Here is a 17,130-nt window from a genome sequence, read left to right as displayed (position 1 = left end):
CTCCATGTGCTCCGCTGGCCAGCTCAACGTCAAGACCGACACCCGCAAGGGTGTCGGTCCGGACGACTCTCGCCAGACGGGTGTTGCCGGTACCGACTGCGGCGACGGTGATACCATGTGTGTTGGCGTGATACTCGGCTTCCCGCCGGAGATTGCCCGCGAACTGCAGGAATGGCGCGCCTCCTTCGGTGACCCGATGGCCGAGGTCATTCCTGCCCACATCACCCTGATCACCACCACACCTACCCAGGACTGGGCCGCAACCCGCGAGCATGTACGGGAAGTGGCCCGGACCCAGGAACCTTTTCACATCACCATTTCCGGCACGGGTTCGTTCCGACCCGTGTCACCGGTGGTCTTCGTCAACGTTGAAGAGGGCTTTGAAGAGTGCGTGCAGTTGCACGAGAAACTTCAAACCGGACCGCTGGAACGGTTGCTGCCTTTCCCGTACCACCCGCACGTCACCGTTGCCCACGATGTCGCCCAGGAAAATCTGGATGAGGCCGAAACGGTCCTCAGAGATTACCGGGCGACCTTCCCTGTGGTTAGCATGGGACTTTACGAGCACGACACCAATGGAATATGGCAGCTACGGGAAGAGCTCGACTTTGGCGGCGATACTGACGAAGAACAGCAAGCGGATTCACGCCACGCAGGCGGACGTTCCTCCGCTGCCAACTGAGCTGGCCAAGCTCAAACTCGAGTTGCTTCGCAAGAGGCAGGACTGGGGCCAGGCGAAGCGGGCGGGTGGGGGCCTGCCGAAGAAGGCCGGAGCATTCTTTGCCCTCTTCATGGCAAGGCTGAACACTAACCGTGCCTTGCGTTCCTTCCAGCACTACACACGCCAGCATGGGCCTCTGTTGAGTGCTGGTATTGGCTTCAACATGTTCTTCTCCGTGACGGGTCTGCTGACCACTGGTTTCGCGATCGCCGGTATCGTCTTGGGCGGCAACCCAGTACTTGAAGACGCCGTCATCGGCAGTGTCGCATCCGCTGCGCCCGGGCTCCTGCAGGTCAATGGCGGTGAAGGACTGGTGGATCCGCAAACATTGCTGAACCCGTCCGGCCTCGGCTGGACCGCACTCATCGCCGCTGCCGTCACCATCTTCACGTCCCTTGGATGGATTGCCAGCGTCCGGGAGGGCCTGCGCGGCGTCATGAACGCTGACCCCCTCCAGCGAAACGGCCTCCTGCAAAAGCTCATCGACGCCGGCACCCTGTTGCTCCTCGGAGTCATCCTGGTCATCAGCGCCGGAGCGTCCCTGATTTTTGGCACAGCCGCCGAGTGGCTCATCGACTTGATGAAGTTGGACGAGGCCGTTGCCGCGCCCATCGCCGCCACCGTCAAGATCGTGGTTCCCCTCCTCCTGAACTGCGCGACGGCGGCAGTACTGTTCCGTATTGCAGCTGGCCTGACGTTGGGCCGCCGCGCGTTCTTGGAGGGGGTAGTGCTGGCGGGCGTGGGGACTACAGTCCTCCAATTCTTCAGCACCGAACTTCTGGCCCGGTCCGGAAACAACCCGGTTCTGGCATCCTTCGCCATCATCATCGGCCTGCTGATCTGGTTCAACCTGGTGAGCCAGGTATACCTCGTCTCCGCGTCGTGGTCGGCCATTCGGGAGGCCGATACTGAGTCGGGGGAGACCCCGCGCAAGAAGGTCCTTGGGTCGCGCCGCGTGGCGCCCCGCACCTGACAGTTTTCTCCGGGAGACGCCATGAACAATCAACTGTGGATCGGCTGTCTCCTCGGGGCTGCCGTTGGTCTCATTGTTGGGCAACTGATCTTCAAATCCCCTTTCCTGGGCATCCTCATCGGGGTAGGGCTGGGGGCACTTGTCGGGGCTGCAGTGGGACCTCGCCGGGGATAGTGGGCAGGTCCCTGGGCTGAGGCTAGGGTGCCTGCACCAGCCCTTCCCACGCCACGGTCCAGTCGGGCGGGAAGCCGGGCGCGGGCCGGCCGGGACCGTTGTCCCAGCCGGCCGCCATCAGCGCGACGGCGGCCAGAAGGCCGCCATTGCCGGGCAAGTACAGCGGCAACGAATCCGTCTGGCGGTTGTGGCCGTTGGCCAGCACAGTGTTCTTGCCGGCGCTCAAAAGGAGTGCCTCCACGGCCGCTTCCGGGTCCTCCAACCGGGCGGCCGTCATGGCCATCACTGGGTAATCCCAGCCCCAGGTGCTGCCCCAGTCCCAGTCGGCCAGCACGTCCGAGAGCGTTGCCCGCATGATGTTGGGGTCGATGAGGTCGGTCAGTGGGAGGACTCCGAGGGCGCACAGCATGGACGGATGGTCGGTGCGGATGGTGAAGGGTTCACTATCGATCGCTGCGTATACGCCGCCGATCACCCGCGGAGGAACCATGCCCTCTGCGACGTCAGACCATCCAGGCACCGGTTCCAGGCCCAACCGCTCCCGCCACTCAGAAGCCGTGCGCAGGCCCCACTGCCAGTAGGCCAGCTCGAAGGTGGGGTTGGTGACCTTGGCCCGGATGGAGCCGTAGCTTTCCTGCGCCGGGATCAGGGGTGGCCCCAGCTCGAATCCCCGCGATGTGGAGTGGGCAAAGCTGGCCATGAAGGCAGCTGACTCAAACACGATCTCCGCGAACTCCTCCAGGACTTCGAGGCTGGGGTTGGCCCGGTACACAAGTTCGGCCAGGTGGATGGGGTGTGGTTGCTGCCAAATGAGGAATGTGCCGATCGGACTGGGGCTCTCCCGCCCGTCCGGCCCCACCTGCTTGGGCCAGCGAACGCCGTCGAATCCTTGCGCTTTGGCCGTCTGCCGTGAAGTCTCCAACACTGTGGAGTACCAGCGCAGCGACGGCAGGAGCAGCTTCACGCGGTTCCAGTGCGCAAAGTGGGCCGCATGCCACCAGTGCATCTCCAGATGGAAGCGGCCACGCCAGGAGTTGCACACGAGCCCCGTCTCCTGCGGCGGCAATGAACCCGCGCAATTGATCGCCGTGAGGTATTGGGACAGCACAATCCGGCGTTCCAATTCCTTGGCCCGCGGATCATCGGTGGCATCGAGCTCGATCGCCCCACCCGAGGACCAGAACGCCGGCCAGTAGGCGGCGGATTCTTCGATGACTGAACGTCCAGGTGAAAGTTCGACGCCGGTCCGCACCTCCGCAGGGCCGTCCGGCTGATGGGCGTGGTTGGCTGGCCTGTTGTTGCCTCTCGGGATACTGTCGCCATCCCCGGCCGACACGAACGCCACGGAGAAGTCCAGCACCGTATCGCAACCCGGTGTTCCAGGCGACGCCGGGGTGATGCGGAGATCATGCTGACCGGCCTGTACCACGGCCAGGCTCTGACCAGTGATCACCACCTCGTAGCGGGAGTCGTCCAGTTCGCGCTGGGCGGTCCATGCTGTGGATCCGTTGTTTCCCACTGGTGACGGTCCACTGAGTGTGGTGGTGTGGGCATCCGGTCGATCCCAGTCCGCGGCGTCATGCCAGGCCTCGGACCCGTAGGGGAAGCCGACGCCGACAAACAATCCGGCACCAAGCGCAGTGGACTCCACACGGAAGCCGAGCTCATCCCGGTCCGGGTGGCACGCCGTCGTCACTTTCACCCGGTGACCTGCCACGGTGAACAGGCTGGTCACGGCTCCTGTCCAGAGGTCCAGTGTTTGTTCCGTGTCAGTGATGTCCGCTGCATTCAACGGACGCTCGGTGCCATCCTGCAGCCAGCGAAAGCCGATGCGCCCCAAGTCCAGCCGGTGCGCGTTCGATCTGAGCCACGTTTCCGCCACGGAGGTGTCGGTTTCACGATCATTGACGATGTCACCCACCATGTCCACGTAAGGGACTGGGCCGCGGGGTGAATCGTAAAGGACGGTGGATCCTGCGAGGTGGTAGGGGTGGGGTGGTGGAACGGAGTGCCAGCCCCACTGCGCTTGCGTTCCCAGGAGTGTCCCGGGTGGCAGGTCATCACGTGCGCCCACGGGGTAGTCGGTGGGTAATGACTGCAGCCCGGTGAGGTCCACGGTGAAGGCGAACTCGCCGTTGCCGACGGAGACGGGGCTGCGAGGATCCAGTTGCTGCTGCCGGACGTTGTGCCGCCGGACCAGTGCCTTGCGATCAATAGCGGGGTGTGGCGGGTTCATGTCAGCCTTTCTGAAGGGATGACGCCGGCGAGTGTCACGGTGTCCTCAAGTTCAAGGAGCGGGAAGAACGCTGCCCGCTCGTAGGGAGTTTTGTTTGGCTGGTGCAACGTCAGGAACAGGCTTCCGTCCAGATGGCGGCCGATCATTCCATGGCCGCCATCTGCGCTCCAGAGCGGTTCGGGCTCTTGTTTCCAGGGGCCCAGCACTGTCCCGGATTCGCTGCGGGCAATCCCCATGGCGTATCCGGTGTCACCGAAGCTGGACCACAGCATGATGAGTTTCCCGCTTGAGAGCCGGAAGAGGAACGGACCATCGGTGACATACACAGGAAATCCGCGGTCCCGGACCGATGGGACATCAAGTGCCCGGGACCATGGTGCCTCCGAGGCGCTGAAAAGGAACACCGGCACGCCCGCGGCGCTGCGCAGGTCCGGGCTGAGGCGCTGGGCCATCATGGCGCCGTCGTGCACCTGCTTCCATTCATGGCAGAAGACAATCCACGGCATTCCACCCTCGTCCACATGGAGCGTGCCGTCCAAGCATTGCCAATTTCCGGGCGTGACCGGACCGTCGCTCCATGGCTCGTAGGGACCCTCGGGCTTATCTGCAGCAAGTATCTGCGTTCCGCGGAGGCGTCCGGGCGCAATGAAGGTGGCGAACATGTAAAAGCGCCCTTGGTACTCATGGACTTCGGGGGCCCAGTACTGCTCCTGGCTCCAAAATCCGCGCGGCGGCCTGAACGCCTCAAGGGGGCCCTGCCAGGTGAGCAGGTCGCTGCTTCGATAGCAGTCGAATCCGGTGGCCTGTCCTGACCAGATGTTTTTGTCCGTGCTGCCGAACAGTAGATAATCGCCGGACATGGGCTGGGTCAGCACGAAGGGGTCCCGGATCTGGATCTGGTTCAATCGTAGGTCCACTGTGTCCTCCTTGACGGATCCAAATAGTTCATATCCCAAACTATTGACGAATATACACCGCCTTGATACGTTTCAGGAACCGTTTTCTTGAGCCTGAAAGAAGCTTACCCAATGACGCGTAAATCTCTCCGACATCTCCGTAAGTCCGTGGCTTTCGTAGCAGCCGTCAGCATGCTGGGCCTCACTGCGGCTTGCTCCAGCCCCTCCTCCACCCAGCCCGAAGATGGGCCAGTGGAAATCAGGTTCTCGTGGTGGGGCAACGCCACCCGGGCCGACCTCACCAACAAGGCCATCAAGGAATTCGAGGCTGCCAACCCCAACATCAAGGTCAAGCCGGAATACGGCGACATCGGCGGTTACTTCGACAAACTCGCCACCCAAGTTGCAGCCAACGATGCCCCTGATGTCATCACCATGGGTGGCGCCTACCCAGCCGAATACGCCAACCGCGGCGCCCTCTTGGATCTGTCCAAGGTGGAGGGTCCGCTGGACCTGTCCAAGATGGACCAAGGAGCACTGGAAAATGGGCAGGTCCAAGGCAAGCAGTATGGCGTCTCCACCGGTGCCAACGCCCTGGCGATCGTCGTCAACCCTGCCGTATTCCAAGCGGCGGGTGTTGCCTTGCCGGATGACAGCAAGTGGTCCTGGGACGACTTCGCCAAGACGGCCGAGGAAATCACGGCCAAGAGTCCCAAGGGGACCTACGGCACCGCTACCGTCCTGACGCATGATTCGCTGGATGCCTTTGCCCGCCAGCGCGGAAAGTCCCTCTATACCCAGGACGGCCAGTTGGGTCTGGACAAGGAAACTGTGCAGGATTACTTCGACTTCTCGGTGAAACTCAGTGAATCAGGCGCTGCTCCCAGCGCTTCGGAGACCGTGGAGAAGCTCAACGCCAGCACCGAGCAGACACTCATGGGCATGGGCCAGGCCGGCATGATGTTGACCTGGACCAACTCACTGACTGCCCTCAGCAAAGCCTCCGGTGCAGACTTGAAACTGCTCAAACTGCCCGGCGAGACGCCCACGCCCGGGATCTGGCTCCAGTCATCGCAGTTCTACACCATTTCAGCCCGGAGCAAGCACGCGGATGCTGCCGCCAAGCTGGTCAGTTTCCTGGTGAACAATGAGGCCGCAGCAAAAATCATCCAGAGCGACCGCGGGGTGCCCAGCAACTCCGGCATGCGCACGGCCATCCAGGACCTCCTGACACCGCAGGGCAAGGTGGAGGCCGCCTACATCGACCAGATCGGCAAGATGGACTTCGCTCCAACGTTCATCGGTCCCACCGGTTCCACGGCGGTCTCCGAGATCACGGCGCGCATCAACACCGAAGTCCTCTTCAAGCGTCTGAGCCCGGAGAAGGCAGCGGAGCAGTGGCTGAGCGAGAGTAAAGCGGCCATCGGCAAGTAGTACCCAACTAGGTGACAGCAAATGCTCCACTGAGGCGTCAGTGGAGCGTTTGCTGTTACCTACATGGGCGGCAGGGCGGTCAGCCGGCGTCGCGGAGCTCCAGGTAGGGGTCCGCCCACGCAGCGATGATGCGCGCAACCCGTGCGGCCTGGCCCTTTCCGGTGAGGAGGTGCTCGCTGCCCTCCAAAGAGATGAAACTCCGGGGGTGCCGGGCCGTACGGAAGATCTCGCTGGCGTTGTCGATCCCCACGGTGTTGTCGGTGGGGGAGTGCATCACCATCAGCGGCTTGTGAAGGGTTCGGATGCAGTCGCGCAGGTCGGCGCGTTCCACGTCCTCCACAAAGTGGCGGCGTACCTCCATGGGACGTCCGCCGAGGTCAACCACGGCGCTGCCGTCGCGCAGGATGTCCTCCATCTCGGTGTCGAACATGTGCTCTACGTGCTTGGGCTCGTACGGTGCGGCAACGGTCACCACGGCGTTCAGGCCCGGGACGTCGCGGGCTGCGGCCAACACAGCTGCACCGCCGAAGGAGTGGCCCACCAGCAGGGAGATTCCCCGGCCCTGCTCCCTCATGAACTCCGCGGCCAGGATGGTGTCGGCCACCTTCACGCTGAACGATCCCGCTGACCATTCACCGGCAGAACCGCCCAAACCCAGGTTGTCGAAACGCAGCATGCCGACGCCCTGCTCAGCCAATCCCTTGCAGATGCGGGAAGCGGCTGGGCTGTCCTTGCCGAGGGTCAGGCCGTGCGAGTACAAGCCCCAGCCGCGGACAGGCCCTTCCGGGACGTCTACGATGCCGGCCAAGGTGTCGCCGGTACTTCCCGTGAAGCTGATCTTTTCAGAGCGTGACACGCTGATCTCCTTGCGTTGCGGTGGCGGTTGGTTTCGGCAATTGATTAACGACGACGGCGCCCCTCACCAGCAGTGGTGAGTGGCGCCGTCGTCGTGGTTGTTCTTGTACGAAACGCGAACTAGATCTTGCGGGACAGGATGGCCTGCTTGACCTCTGCGATTGCCTGGGTCACCTGGATACCACGGGGGCAGGCTTCCGAGCAGTTGAAGGTGGTGCGGCAGCGCCACACGCCTTCTTTGTCGTTGAGGATCTCAAGGCGCATGTCGCCGGCATCATCACGGGAATCGAAGATGAAGCGGTGCGCGTTGACGATTGCTGCCGGACCAAAGTACTGGCCGTCGGTCCAGAAGACCGGGCAGGACGAGGTGCAGGCAGCGCAAAGGATGCACTTGGTGGTGTCATCAAAGCGCTCACGGTCCTCTACGGACTGCAGGCGTTCCTTGGTGGGCTCGTGGCCCTTGTTGATGAGGAACGGCATGACTTCGCGGAAGGACTGGAAGAAGGGTTCCATGTCCACGATCAGGTCCTTCTCCACCGGGAGGCCCTTGATCGGCTCGACGGTGATGGGCTTGGTGGTATCCAGGTCCTTCAGCAGCGTCTTGCACGCGAGGCGGTTGCGGCCGTTGATGCGCATGGCATCTGAACCACAAACACCGTGGGCGCAGGAGCGGCGGAAGGAAACGCTGCCGTCGATCTCCCACTTGACCTTGTGGAGGGCATCCAACACGCGGTCCGTGCCATACATGGTCAGCTTGTAGTCATCCCAGCGTGCTTCGTCCGAAATTTCGGGATCGTAGCGGCGCACGCGGAGCGTGATGTGGAACGTGGGGATTTCACCGTCGCCGGCAACGCTTGCCGGGAGCTCGATCTTGGAAGCGGGCTCTGCCATTTCGGTCGTCATTAGTACTTACGCTCCATCGGCTCGTAACGGGTGAAGATGACGGGCTTCGTCTCAAGACGGATGCCCGCGACGGATTCCGCCGAGGAGTCGACGGTGACGGAAGTGTCCAGGTAAGCCATGGAGTGCTTCATGAACTTCTCGTCATTGCGGTCCGGGAAGTCTTCGCGGTAGTGGCCACCGCGGGACTCTTCACGGTGCAGTGCACCAACAGTCATGACCTTGGCCATGTCCAGGAGGAAGCCCAGTTCCACGGCTTCCAGGAGGTCCAGGTTGAAGCGCTTGCCCTTGTCCTGAACAGTGACGTGCTTGTACCTCTCCTCGAAGGAAGCGATGTCGCGAAGGACCTGCTCCAGGGATTCCTTGGTACGGAACACCTGCATGTTGGCGTCCATGGTGTCCTGCAGTTCCTTGCGGATCTGCGCAACACGCTCGGTGCCGTTGCCGGTGAGCAGACCGTCCAGGATGCCCCGGGTCATTGCCTCGGGGTCCTCGGGCAGCTCGACGAAGTCGGCCGTCTTGGAGTACTCCGCAGCTGCGATGCCTGCGCGCTTGCCGAACACGTTGATGTCCAGGAGCGAGTTGGTGCCCAGGCGGTTGGAGCCGTGCACGGACACACAAGCAACTTCACCGGCTGCATAAAGGCCCGGGACGATCGTGTCGTTGTCCTGGAGCACTTCAGTGGTGATGTTGGTGGGGATGCCACCCATGGCGTAGTGCGCCGTGGGGAACACGGGAACCGGATCGGTGAACGGTTCCACACCAAGGTAGGTGCGGGCGAACTCCGTGATGTCCGGAAGCTTGGCTTCGATGTGAGCCGGCTCAAGGTGGGTCAGGTCCAAGAGGACGTAGTCCTTGTTGGGACCACAACCGCGGCCTTCGCGCACTTCGTTCGCCATGGCACGGGCCACGATGTCACGGGGTGCGAGGTCCTTGATGGTGGGGGCGTAGCGCTCCATGAAGCGCTCACCTTCCGAGTTACGCAGGATGGCACCTTCACCACGTGCACCCTCGGTGAGGAGGATGCCCAGGCCGGCGAGGCCGGTCGGGTGGAACTGGAAGAACTCCATGTCTTCCAGGGGGATGCCACGGCGGAAAGCGATGCCCATGCCGTCACCCGTGAGGGTGTGGGCGTTGGACGTGGTCTTGAAGACCTTGCCGGCGCCGCCAGAAGCGAACACGACGGACTTGGCCTGGAATACGTGAAGTTCACCGGAAGCGAGGTCGTAGGAGACCACGCCGGCAACGCGCTTCTGCTTGTACGGGGTACCGTCTTCGCGCACTGCGTCTTCTTCGACGATCAGCAGGTCCAGAACGTAGTACTCGTTGTAGAACTCAACGTTGTGCTTGACGCAGTTTTGGTACAGCGTCTGCAGGATCATGTGGCCCGTACGGTCGGCTGCATAGCAAGCACGGCGAACGGGAGCCTTGCCGTGGTCACGGGTGTGGCCACCGAAACGGCGCTGGTCGATCCGGCCCTCCGGCGTGCGGTTGAAGGGCAGACCCATCTTTTCCAGGTCCAGCACGGCGTCAATGGCTTCCTTCGCCATGACCTCGGCTGCGTCCTGGTCAACCAGGTAGTCGCCACCCTTGATGGTGTCAAAGGTGTGCCATTCCCAGTTGTCTTCTTCGACGTTGGCCAGTGCTGCACACATTCCACCCTGGGCTGCACCGGTGTGCGAACGGGTGGGGTAGAGCTTGGTCAGTACCGCTGTGCGTGCGCGCTGACCGGACTCGATCGCGGCGCGCATGCCGGCGCCACCTGCACCGACAATAACGACGTCGTACTTATGGACCTGCATACCAGATGCTCTCTCTTTCAAAATTCAGATGGTCTGCGGAGGCTGCTCCGCTACGTCAGGCGATCCGGTTCACTCCGCAGAGCCACCGGAAACGCTGCTACGGGGCCGGGCAGAATCCGCCAGGAAGCTGAACGCCGTCAACAACAGGGCACGGGTTGAAGGTGAAGATCACCAGGGTGCCCAGGATGATGATGACCAGGGTGGCCGCGTAGAGGACCATCTTGAGCCAGAAGCGTGTGGAATCCTTCTCGGCGTAGTCGTTGATGATGGTGCGGACGCCGTTGGTTCCGTGCAGCATGGCAAGCCACAGCATGGCGAGGTCCCAGAACTGCCAGAACGGATCTGCCCACTTGCCGGCAACAAAGCCGAAGTCGATCGCGTGGATGCCCTCACCTACGAGCAGGTTCACGAAGAGGTGGCCGAAGATCAGCACCACCAGGACGATGCCGGACAGGCGCATGAAGAGCCAGGCGATCATCTCGAAGTTGCCGCGGCTGGAGCCTGTGCGGTTGTACTTCGGGGCGATCTTGCCGGAGCCGATTTTCCCGCTGCGCGGGGATTCGATGGTTGTCATGGCTTAGTGGCCTCCCAGCGCGAGGGAAAGGTGGCGGATGGCGAAGCCGGCGAACGTGACCAGCCACAGCGCAAGCACGATCCACAGCATCTGGCGCTGGTACTTGGCGCCCTTCTTCCAGAAGTCGATGGCAATCACGCGCAGGCCGTTGAAGGCGTGGAAAATGATCGCAGCGACCAGGCCCGTTTCCCCCAGGGCCATGAGGGGGTTCTTGTAAGCACCAATGACGGCCGTGTAGGCCTCAGGGGACACGCGCACCAATGAGGTGTCCAACACATGGACCAACAAGAAGAAAAAGATCACTACACCGGTAATACGATGTCCAACCCAGGACCACATGCCTTCACGGCCGCGGTACAAGGTGCCAGCTGGTTTTGTCGGCACTGATTAAACCTTCCTGCAACACAGCGGCGCTGGCATGGGATCCACGCGGGGGGAACGCCTGCTGCGAGAGCACTCGTAGCTCACGCCTAAATCTAGGCTTCGCTCACAGCATATTCAATTTAGGACGGGCTTCTCTCCTTGTTAATTCCATGTTTCCTGCCAGTATTCAGGCGATTTTGCCCACTCCCTGAGACGAACGCCACATGCGTGGCGTGCTGCAGGGCTTCGCGCTTGCGTCGGATAAAGTGTTGCGGTGAGTACAGAAGACGCGAAATACCCGGAATCGCCCATGAACCGCTTCCATGCGGTTATTCCGGCCGGCGGTGTGGGGACCCGGTTGTGGCCGCTCTCGCGGGCCGCTGCGCCCAAGTTCCTCCATGACCTGACCGGTTCCGGCAGTACGTTGTTGAGGGCCACCTATGACCGGCTGGAGCCACTGGCCGGCGAGCGGGTGCTCGTAGTTACAGGCGAGGCCCACCGTGCCGCTGTTTGCCGCCAGCTTCCTGAAATCGGGGACGACGAACTGGTGCTCGAGAGCGAGCCCAAGGATTCCGGTGCTGCGATTGGACTGGCTGCTGCCATCCTGTACCGCCGCGACCCGGACACCATCATGGGCTCCTTCGCAGCGGACCAGGTCATCAGCCCGGACCACCTGTTCCAGGAAACGGTGCGCGAGGCCATCTACACAGCCGCCATGGGCAAGATTGTCACCATTGGCATTAAGCCCACGCACCCCTCCACAGGCTTTGGCTATATCCGCTCCGGTGCTGCCCTCCACGTGGAAGGCGCACCGAATGCGCTGGCGGTGGCTGAGTTCGTGGAGAAGCCCAGCCAGGAAGTCGCCAACAAATATGTAGAAGCAGGGGACTACGTCTGGAACGCGGGCATGTTCGTTGCTCCCGTGGCGCTCATGCTCAAGCACCTTGAGGCAAACCAGCCTGAATTGTTCAAGGGCCTCCAGGAAATCGCAGAGGCCTGGGACACTCCACAGCGCGCCGAAGTCACCGCGCGGATATGGCCCACGTTGCCCAAGATCGCGATCGATTACGCCGTGGCCGAGCCCGCAGCGGCAGCCGGCGATGTCGCCGTCGTGCCTGGCACCTTCCGTTGGGACGACGTTGGCGACTTCGCCGCGATCGGTCGCCTCAACAATGCCGGCGATGTGGACGAAGTGACCGTGCTTGGTGAAGGCGCCCGCGTGTTCGCGGAGAATGCAAGCGGCGTGGTGGTCTCCGACACCAAGCGCGTCATCGCTTTGATCGGTATCAAGGACGTAGTCATCGTGGACACCCCCGACGCACTCCTTGTCACCACCAAGGAACACGCGCAACTGGTCAAGGGGACCGTAGACGCCCTCAAAGCCAGCGGCGATACAGACGTGCTGTAACGCTTCTCCTTATACCGTGAGCCACCTCTTTGGTTGTCCTGCGTCTGAACGCAGCGTAACCAAGAGGTGGCTTTCGTTCTTTGCGTGCCGCTGATGGCTAGAGTTGTGACGTGCGCAATTACACCACTGAAACCGAGCCCGCTCCCGTTGTGAGTCCTTGGGTTGATGAACTGCTGCCCGGGCTCATCGAATTCCGGCGTGACCTCCATGCGCACCCCGAACTCTCCTTCAAGGAATTCCGCACCACGGACAAACTCGTGGAGCGGCTCGAAGCGGCAGGACTGAAACCGCGGCGTCTGGAGGAAACCGGGCTGACGGTTGACGTGGGCGAGGGCCCCATAGCCACCGCCCTTCGTGGTGACATCGACGCACTGCCGATCATTGAGGAAACCGGCCTGCCGTTCGCTTCGAAGAACCACGGCGTGACGCATGCTTGCGGGCACGACGTCCACACCACCGCCATGCTCGGCATTGCCTTGACGCTCCAGCGGATGCACAAGAACAATCCGCTGGGCGGCACGGTCCGGATCATCTTCCAGCCGGCCGAGGAAACCATGCCGGGTGGCGCGCTGTCCTGCATTGAGCAGGGGGTCCTTGAGGGCGTGCCGCGCATCCTGGCGCTGCATTGCGATCCCCGGATCAACGTGGGCCAGATCGGCACCCGCATCGGGGCCATCACCTCAGCCTCGGACACCATCAAGATTGAGCTTTCCGGCCGGGGTGGCCACACATCCAGGCCACACCTGACCGAGGACCTCGTGTTTGCGCTGGCCCAAATAGCAGTCAATGTCCCGGCAGTCCTTTCCCGCAGGGTTGACGTCCGCAGTGGCGTGTCCGTTGTCTGGGGCCAGATCTCCGCAGGCTCTGCACCCAACGCCATCCCCGGCTCCGGTTACATGGCCGGTACTATGCGTTGCCTTGACCGCGATGCCTGGCACAGCGCGGGCGAACTGCTGGACGATGTCGTCCGGCAAGTTGCCGCGCCGTACGGCGTGGATGTCCACCTGGAGCACACCCGTGGCGTGCCGCCTGTGGTCAACTCCGAGCACGAGACCGCCCTCATCGAAGCTTCAGCCCGCGCGGAGTTGGGTGAAAACGCAGTGGTCCTCACCCCGCAGTCCATGGGTGGCGAGGATTTCGCCTGGTTCCTGGCCGACCTCCCCGGTGCCATGATGCGCTTGGGCACTCACACTCCGGGCGGCGAAGAATACGATCTCCACCGTGGCGACTTCATCGTGGACGAGCGTGCCCTCGGCTACGCCATCCGCGTCCTGACTGCAGCTGCCCTCCGCACGATCCGCGACCTCGAGCAGTAACCCAACCAAGTCGCACCTAACCGCGTTTTGACCGCTCAAAACGCGCTTAACTGCCCCTCAATTGGATGCGGTCGGCGAATATGAGTTGTGCACAATTGAATTGTGCACTATCGTTTTATGCATGAGTGATGCACCCCGCCTCCGCCACCAGGTCTGTTTTGCGCTGTATTCGGCGTCCAAAGCCGCGACGGCGGTCTACCGCCCCGTACTGGAGGACCTTGGCCTGACGTACCCGCAATACCTGGTGATGCTGGTGCTGTGGGAGCAGGAGCCGCGGAGTGTTCGCGAGCTCGGCGCCGAACTGGGTCTCGATTCGGGCACATTGTCGCCCCTCCTGAAGCGCCTTGAGGGCCTGGGGCTGGTGGAACGCCGCCGCTCCGCAGAGGACGAGCGCCGCGTGGACGTGATCTTGACCGACGCCGGGACCGCCTTGAGCGACCGCGCCCAGGCTGTGCCCCAGCGCCTCGCGGACGCCGCCGGACTTTCTGCCGGTGAGATCGAACAACTCCACGCCACCCTCGGCAAGCTCACGAAAGCCCTCAACGGCTCACTCTGACAAACTCCCGGAATATCCCGAGACGTCCATTCCCGAAGAGAAACGGAAACACCATGAAGACTCTCTACACTGCCGAGGCCCTGGCCTCCGGCGAAGGCCGCGACGGCAACGCCCGCACCAATGACGGCAAACTGGATGTAGCACTCGCCAGCCCCGTGGAACTCGGTGGCAACGGTGAAGGCACTAACCCGGAGCAGCTGTTCGCCGCCGGCTACGCGGCCTGCTTCCACTCCGCGCTGCGCCTGGTGGGCCGCAAGGAACGCGTTGACCTCAGTGATTCCGCCGTTGCCGCCAAGATCCACTTCGGTGCACTGACTGAGAGCGAAGGCTACGGCCTGGCTGCCGAGCTCGAGATCGCACTGCCTGCCCTGGACCGCACCACCGCTGAAGAGTTGATGACCAAGGCGCACCAGATCTGCCCGTACTCCAACGCAACCCGCGGCAATATGGCCGTAGACCTCAAGCTCGTGGAGTTCGCAGCATGAGCGCCGTCGCTACCGAAACCCGCGAAATCCAGCTTGCTTCCCGCCCGGTGGGCCGTCCTGCTCCGGAGAATTTCCGGCTGGCAACAGCGCAGCTTCCCGAGCTCGCCGAGGGACAGCTCTTGGTGAAGAACCAGTTCATGTCCGTGGACCCCTACATGCGTGGCCGCATGAACGACGTCAAGTCCTACTCGGCACCGTTCCGCATCGATGCAGCGCTCGACGGCGGTGCGGTAGGTGAGGTCATCGCGTCCCGGTCCGACGCGCACAAGGTGGGTGACGTCGTCGTGCATCAACTCGGCTGGCGCGAGCACGCCGTAGTGGACGCCGCGGCAACCACTCCAGTCCCGTCGGGACTGGCCCCCACCTCCGCGTTCCTTGGCGCCCTGGGCATGACCGGCCTGACTGCCTATGCCGGACTGCTCAAGGTGGCAGAGTTCAAGGAAGGCGACGTGGTGTTCGTCTCCGGCGCTGCAGGTGCGGTGGGCTCGATGGTTGGCCAGATCGCCAAGGCCATGGGCGCGTCCAAGGTCATCGGCAGTGCAGGATCGCCGGAGAAAGTTGCCCGGCTGCTGGAGCTCGGCTTCGATGCCGCCTTCAACTACAACGACGCTCCGGTGCTGGAGCAGCTGCAGGCAGCAGCGGGGGAGCGCGGCATCGACGTGTACTTCGATAACGTCGGCGGCGAGCACCTCGAGGCAGCCCTTGCCACCCTTACCGTTGGCGGGCGCGTAGCCATGTGCGGAGCCATTGCACAGTACAACTCCACCGAGCCTCCGGTTGCGCCTAGGAACCTGGCGGTGGCGATCGGCAAGCAGCTGACAATGCGTGGATTCCTGGTGGGCGGACAGCGGCAGCACGCCGCTGAATTCGCACAGAAGATGGCTGGCTGGCTCGCCGATGGCAGCGTCAGCTATGACGAAACGATCGTCGACGGCTTGGAGAATGCACCGCAGGCCTTCATCGATCTCCTGGATGGAGCCAACACCGGAAAGATGCTGGTCCGCCTCTGATCCACCGGTGAATCGCGTGTGACTTGCGCACCCAGCTACTGCTTGGTAACAAAAGGTCAACAATCTGACCTGGAGTGATCAATTGTGGTAGCTGGGTGTGTTCCAGGCCACTAGTGTGGGTTTCATCAATGCGCTTCGGCGCAGCTGCGAGCATCAGTGAAAACAGAATTTCTGCCTCAGGTATAGGAAACGGACACTCATTGACCATCCGTCGTAGCGCCAAACACTTTCTTCCTGGAGGAAAATTGAAGAAACCACTGCGTGCCACCCTGAAGCGCGGTTCAATGGCCGGTGTAGCCACTGTCGGCGCAGCAGCGCTCCTGCTGACCGGCTGCGGACAGGCCCCCGACGCCGGATCCGGCGCCGCTACCAAGAGCGACTTTGTTGGATGTATCGTGTCCGACTCCGGCGGATTCGATGACCAGTCCTTCAACCAGTCCTCGTTCGAAGGCCTCAAGAAGGCCGAGACTGATTTGGGCATCACGGTGAAGTCGGCCGAATCGAAGGCCAACAGCGACTTCGAAACCAACCTCAACGGCATGATTTCCGCCGGCTGCAACCTCACAGTGACCGTTGGCTTCCTCCTGGGCGATGCCACCAAGGCCGCCGCCGAGAAGAACACCGACAAGCACTTCGCGATCGTCGACTACACGTACGAGACTCCGATCGCCAACGTCAAGCCGATCGTCTACGACACGGCGCAGGCGGCATACCTGGCCGGATACGCGGCTGCGGCCACCTCCAAGACCGGCAAGGTAGGTACCTTCGGCGGCATCAAGATCCCCACGGTCACCATCTTCATGGACGGCTTCTACGACGGCGTCCAGGCCTACAACAAGGCCAAGAACAAGACCGTCCAGGTTGTCGGCTGGGACAAGACCACCCAGGACGGTTCGTTCACGGGTGACTTCGAGAAGCAGGACACGGGCAAGCAGGTCACCATCAACCTGCTGGACCAGGGCGCGGACATCATCATGCCTGTCGCCGGACCTGTTGGTAAGGGCGCAGGCGCTGCGCTGAAGGAAGCCAAGGCAGCCGGCAAGGACGTCAAGCTCATCTGGGTTGACTCCGATGGCTACCTCACCGCTCCTGAGTACAAGGACCTCATGCTGACCTCCGTGGTCAAGCAGATGGGCGAAGCTGTTGAAGCCGTGGTGAAGGATGACACGGAAGGCAAGTTCAACAACGCAGCCTACGTCGGCACCCTGGAGAACGATGGCGTTGCCATCGCTCCGTTCCACGATCTTGACTCCGCTGTCACCGCTGAAACCAAGTCCGAGCTCGATGCCCTGAAGGCTGACATCGTCTCCGGCAAGCTGGTTGTCGAATCGGCAGCGAGCCCCAAGAAGTAATTCAATTCCTGGACGCGCCGCCAGTACCGAGCCCCGGTACTGGCGGCGCGTTTTTGCCCTGACTACGCTGGGCTC

Annotated in this window: 17 protein-coding genes; 10 read left to right on the top strand and 7 right to left on the bottom strand. The window is 62.4% G+C overall.

The window, feature by feature from the left end:
- Positions 1-4: 4 nt before the first annotated feature.
- The 3 genes from ABIE35_RS03615 to ABIE35_RS03605 are packed head-to-tail and all read left to right on the top strand — an operon-like array spanning position 5 to position 1,868.
- On the top strand, positions 5-682 hold the full coding sequence (locus tag ABIE35_RS03615; protein WP_354512480.1) for a 2'-5' RNA ligase family protein: 678 nt from the start codon (positions 5-7) through the stop codon (positions 680-682).
- Positions 609-1,694, top strand: a complete 1,086-nt coding sequence (locus ABIE35_RS03610; protein WP_354512479.1) for a YihY/virulence factor BrkB family protein — start codon at positions 609-611, stop codon at positions 1,692-1,694. The genes ABIE35_RS03615 and ABIE35_RS03610 overlap by 74 nt, the downstream gene beginning before the upstream one ends.
- 21 nt (positions 1,695-1,715) lie before the next feature.
- A complete protein-coding gene (locus ABIE35_RS03605; protein WP_280627428.1) occupies positions 1,716-1,868 on the top strand; it encodes a YMGG-like glycine zipper-containing protein in 153 nt (50 codons plus the stop codon).
- A 22-nt stretch (positions 1,869-1,890) separates the two neighbouring features.
- Here the strand turns inward: ABIE35_RS03605 and ABIE35_RS03600 are convergent, their stop codons facing one another.
- Positions 1,891-4,104, bottom strand: a complete 2,214-nt coding sequence (locus ABIE35_RS03600; RefSeq protein ID WP_354512478.1) for a hypothetical protein — start codon at positions 4,102-4,104, stop codon at positions 1,891-1,893.
- On the bottom strand, positions 4,101-5,021 hold the full coding sequence (locus ABIE35_RS03595) for a glycoside hydrolase family 43 protein (RefSeq protein WP_354512477.1): 921 nt from the start codon (positions 5,019-5,021) through the stop codon (positions 4,101-4,103). Before ABIE35_RS03595 ends, ABIE35_RS03600 begins: the two co-directional genes overlap by 4 nt.
- A 111-nt stretch (positions 5,022-5,132) precedes the next feature.
- Here ABIE35_RS03595 and ABIE35_RS03590 point away from each other — a divergent pair, with 111 nt between their 5' ends.
- The gene (locus ABIE35_RS03590; protein ID WP_354512476.1) at positions 5,133-6,434 is read left to right on the top strand and encodes an ABC transporter substrate-binding protein; all 1,302 of its coding nucleotides are present in this window, start codon (positions 5,133-5,135) and stop codon (positions 6,432-6,434) included.
- A 79-nt stretch (positions 6,435-6,513) separates the two neighbouring features.
- Here ABIE35_RS03590 and ABIE35_RS03585 read toward each other — a convergent pair whose 3' ends face one another.
- The 5 genes from ABIE35_RS03585 to sdhC form a co-directional block, all read right to left on the bottom strand.
- Positions 6,514-7,290 carry an alpha/beta hydrolase gene (locus tag ABIE35_RS03585; RefSeq protein WP_354512475.1) on the bottom strand — a complete coding sequence of 259 codons (777 nt, stop codon included), beginning with the start codon at positions 7,288-7,290 and terminating at the stop codon, positions 6,514-6,516.
- Between the two features lie 119 nt (positions 7,291-7,409).
- Positions 7,410-8,192 carry a succinate dehydrogenase iron-sulfur subunit gene (locus ABIE35_RS03580; RefSeq protein WP_026542862.1) on the bottom strand — a complete coding sequence of 261 codons (783 nt, stop codon included), beginning with the start codon at positions 8,190-8,192 and terminating at the stop codon, positions 7,410-7,412.
- Entirely contained in the window at positions 8,192-9,991 is a 1,800-nt protein-coding gene (sdhA, locus tag ABIE35_RS03575; RefSeq protein WP_354512474.1) for a succinate dehydrogenase flavoprotein subunit, read from the bottom strand. Before sdhA ends, ABIE35_RS03580 begins: the two co-directional genes overlap by 1 nt.
- Before the next feature lie 97 nt (positions 9,992-10,088).
- Positions 10,089-10,565 (bottom strand): succinate dehydrogenase hydrophobic membrane anchor subunit, encoded by a 477-nt coding sequence (locus ABIE35_RS03570; protein WP_026542860.1) that lies wholly within the window; start codon positions 10,563-10,565, stop codon positions 10,089-10,091.
- A 3-nt stretch (positions 10,566-10,568) separates the two neighbouring features.
- The gene (gene sdhC / locus ABIE35_RS03565; RefSeq protein ID WP_089594138.1) at positions 10,569-10,949 is read right to left on the bottom strand and encodes a succinate dehydrogenase, cytochrome b556 subunit; all 381 of its coding nucleotides are present in this window, start codon (positions 10,947-10,949) and stop codon (positions 10,569-10,571) included.
- A gap of 289 nt (positions 10,950-11,238) precedes the next feature.
- Between sdhC and ABIE35_RS03560 the strand changes: the two genes are divergently transcribed.
- From ABIE35_RS03560 to ABIE35_RS03535, 6 genes are all read left to right on the top strand, one after another.
- Positions 11,239-12,336 (top strand): mannose-1-phosphate guanylyltransferase, encoded by a 1,098-nt coding sequence (locus ABIE35_RS03560; RefSeq protein WP_502921361.1) that lies wholly within the window; start codon positions 11,239-11,241, stop codon positions 12,334-12,336.
- A gap of 110 nt (positions 12,337-12,446) precedes the next feature.
- Positions 12,447-13,652: an amidohydrolase gene (locus ABIE35_RS03555; RefSeq protein WP_024820064.1), complete on the top strand. Its 1,206-nt coding sequence runs from the start codon at positions 12,447-12,449 to the stop codon at positions 13,650-13,652.
- Between the two features lie 121 nt (positions 13,653-13,773).
- Positions 13,774-14,208 carry a MarR family winged helix-turn-helix transcriptional regulator gene (locus tag ABIE35_RS03550; RefSeq protein WP_354512472.1) on the top strand — a complete coding sequence of 145 codons (435 nt, stop codon included), beginning with the start codon at positions 13,774-13,776 and terminating at the stop codon, positions 14,206-14,208.
- A 53-nt stretch (positions 14,209-14,261) separates the two neighbouring features.
- Entirely contained in the window at positions 14,262-14,693 is a 432-nt protein-coding gene (locus ABIE35_RS03545; protein WP_354512471.1) for an organic hydroperoxide resistance protein, read from the top strand.
- Positions 14,690-15,703 carry an NADP-dependent oxidoreductase gene (locus ABIE35_RS03540; RefSeq protein ID WP_354512470.1) on the top strand — a complete coding sequence of 338 codons (1,014 nt, stop codon included), beginning with the start codon at positions 14,690-14,692 and terminating at the stop codon, positions 15,701-15,703. The genes ABIE35_RS03545 and ABIE35_RS03540 overlap by 4 nt, the downstream gene beginning before the upstream one ends.
- 245 nt (positions 15,704-15,948) lie before the next feature.
- Positions 15,949-17,055: a BMP family lipoprotein gene (locus tag ABIE35_RS03535; protein ID WP_502921352.1), complete on the top strand. Its 1,107-nt coding sequence runs from the start codon at positions 15,949-15,951 to the stop codon at positions 17,053-17,055.
- Positions 17,056-17,130: the final 75 nt, after the last annotated feature.

Origin of the sequence: Paenarthrobacter sp. 4246 (assembly GCF_040546855.1) — a bacterium.
Classification (GTDB): Bacteria; Actinomycetota; Actinomycetes; order Actinomycetales; family Micrococcaceae; genus Arthrobacter.
The sequence above is the reverse complement of the archived record's forward strand: the minus strand, read 5'-3'. Positions and strand labels throughout refer to the sequence as shown.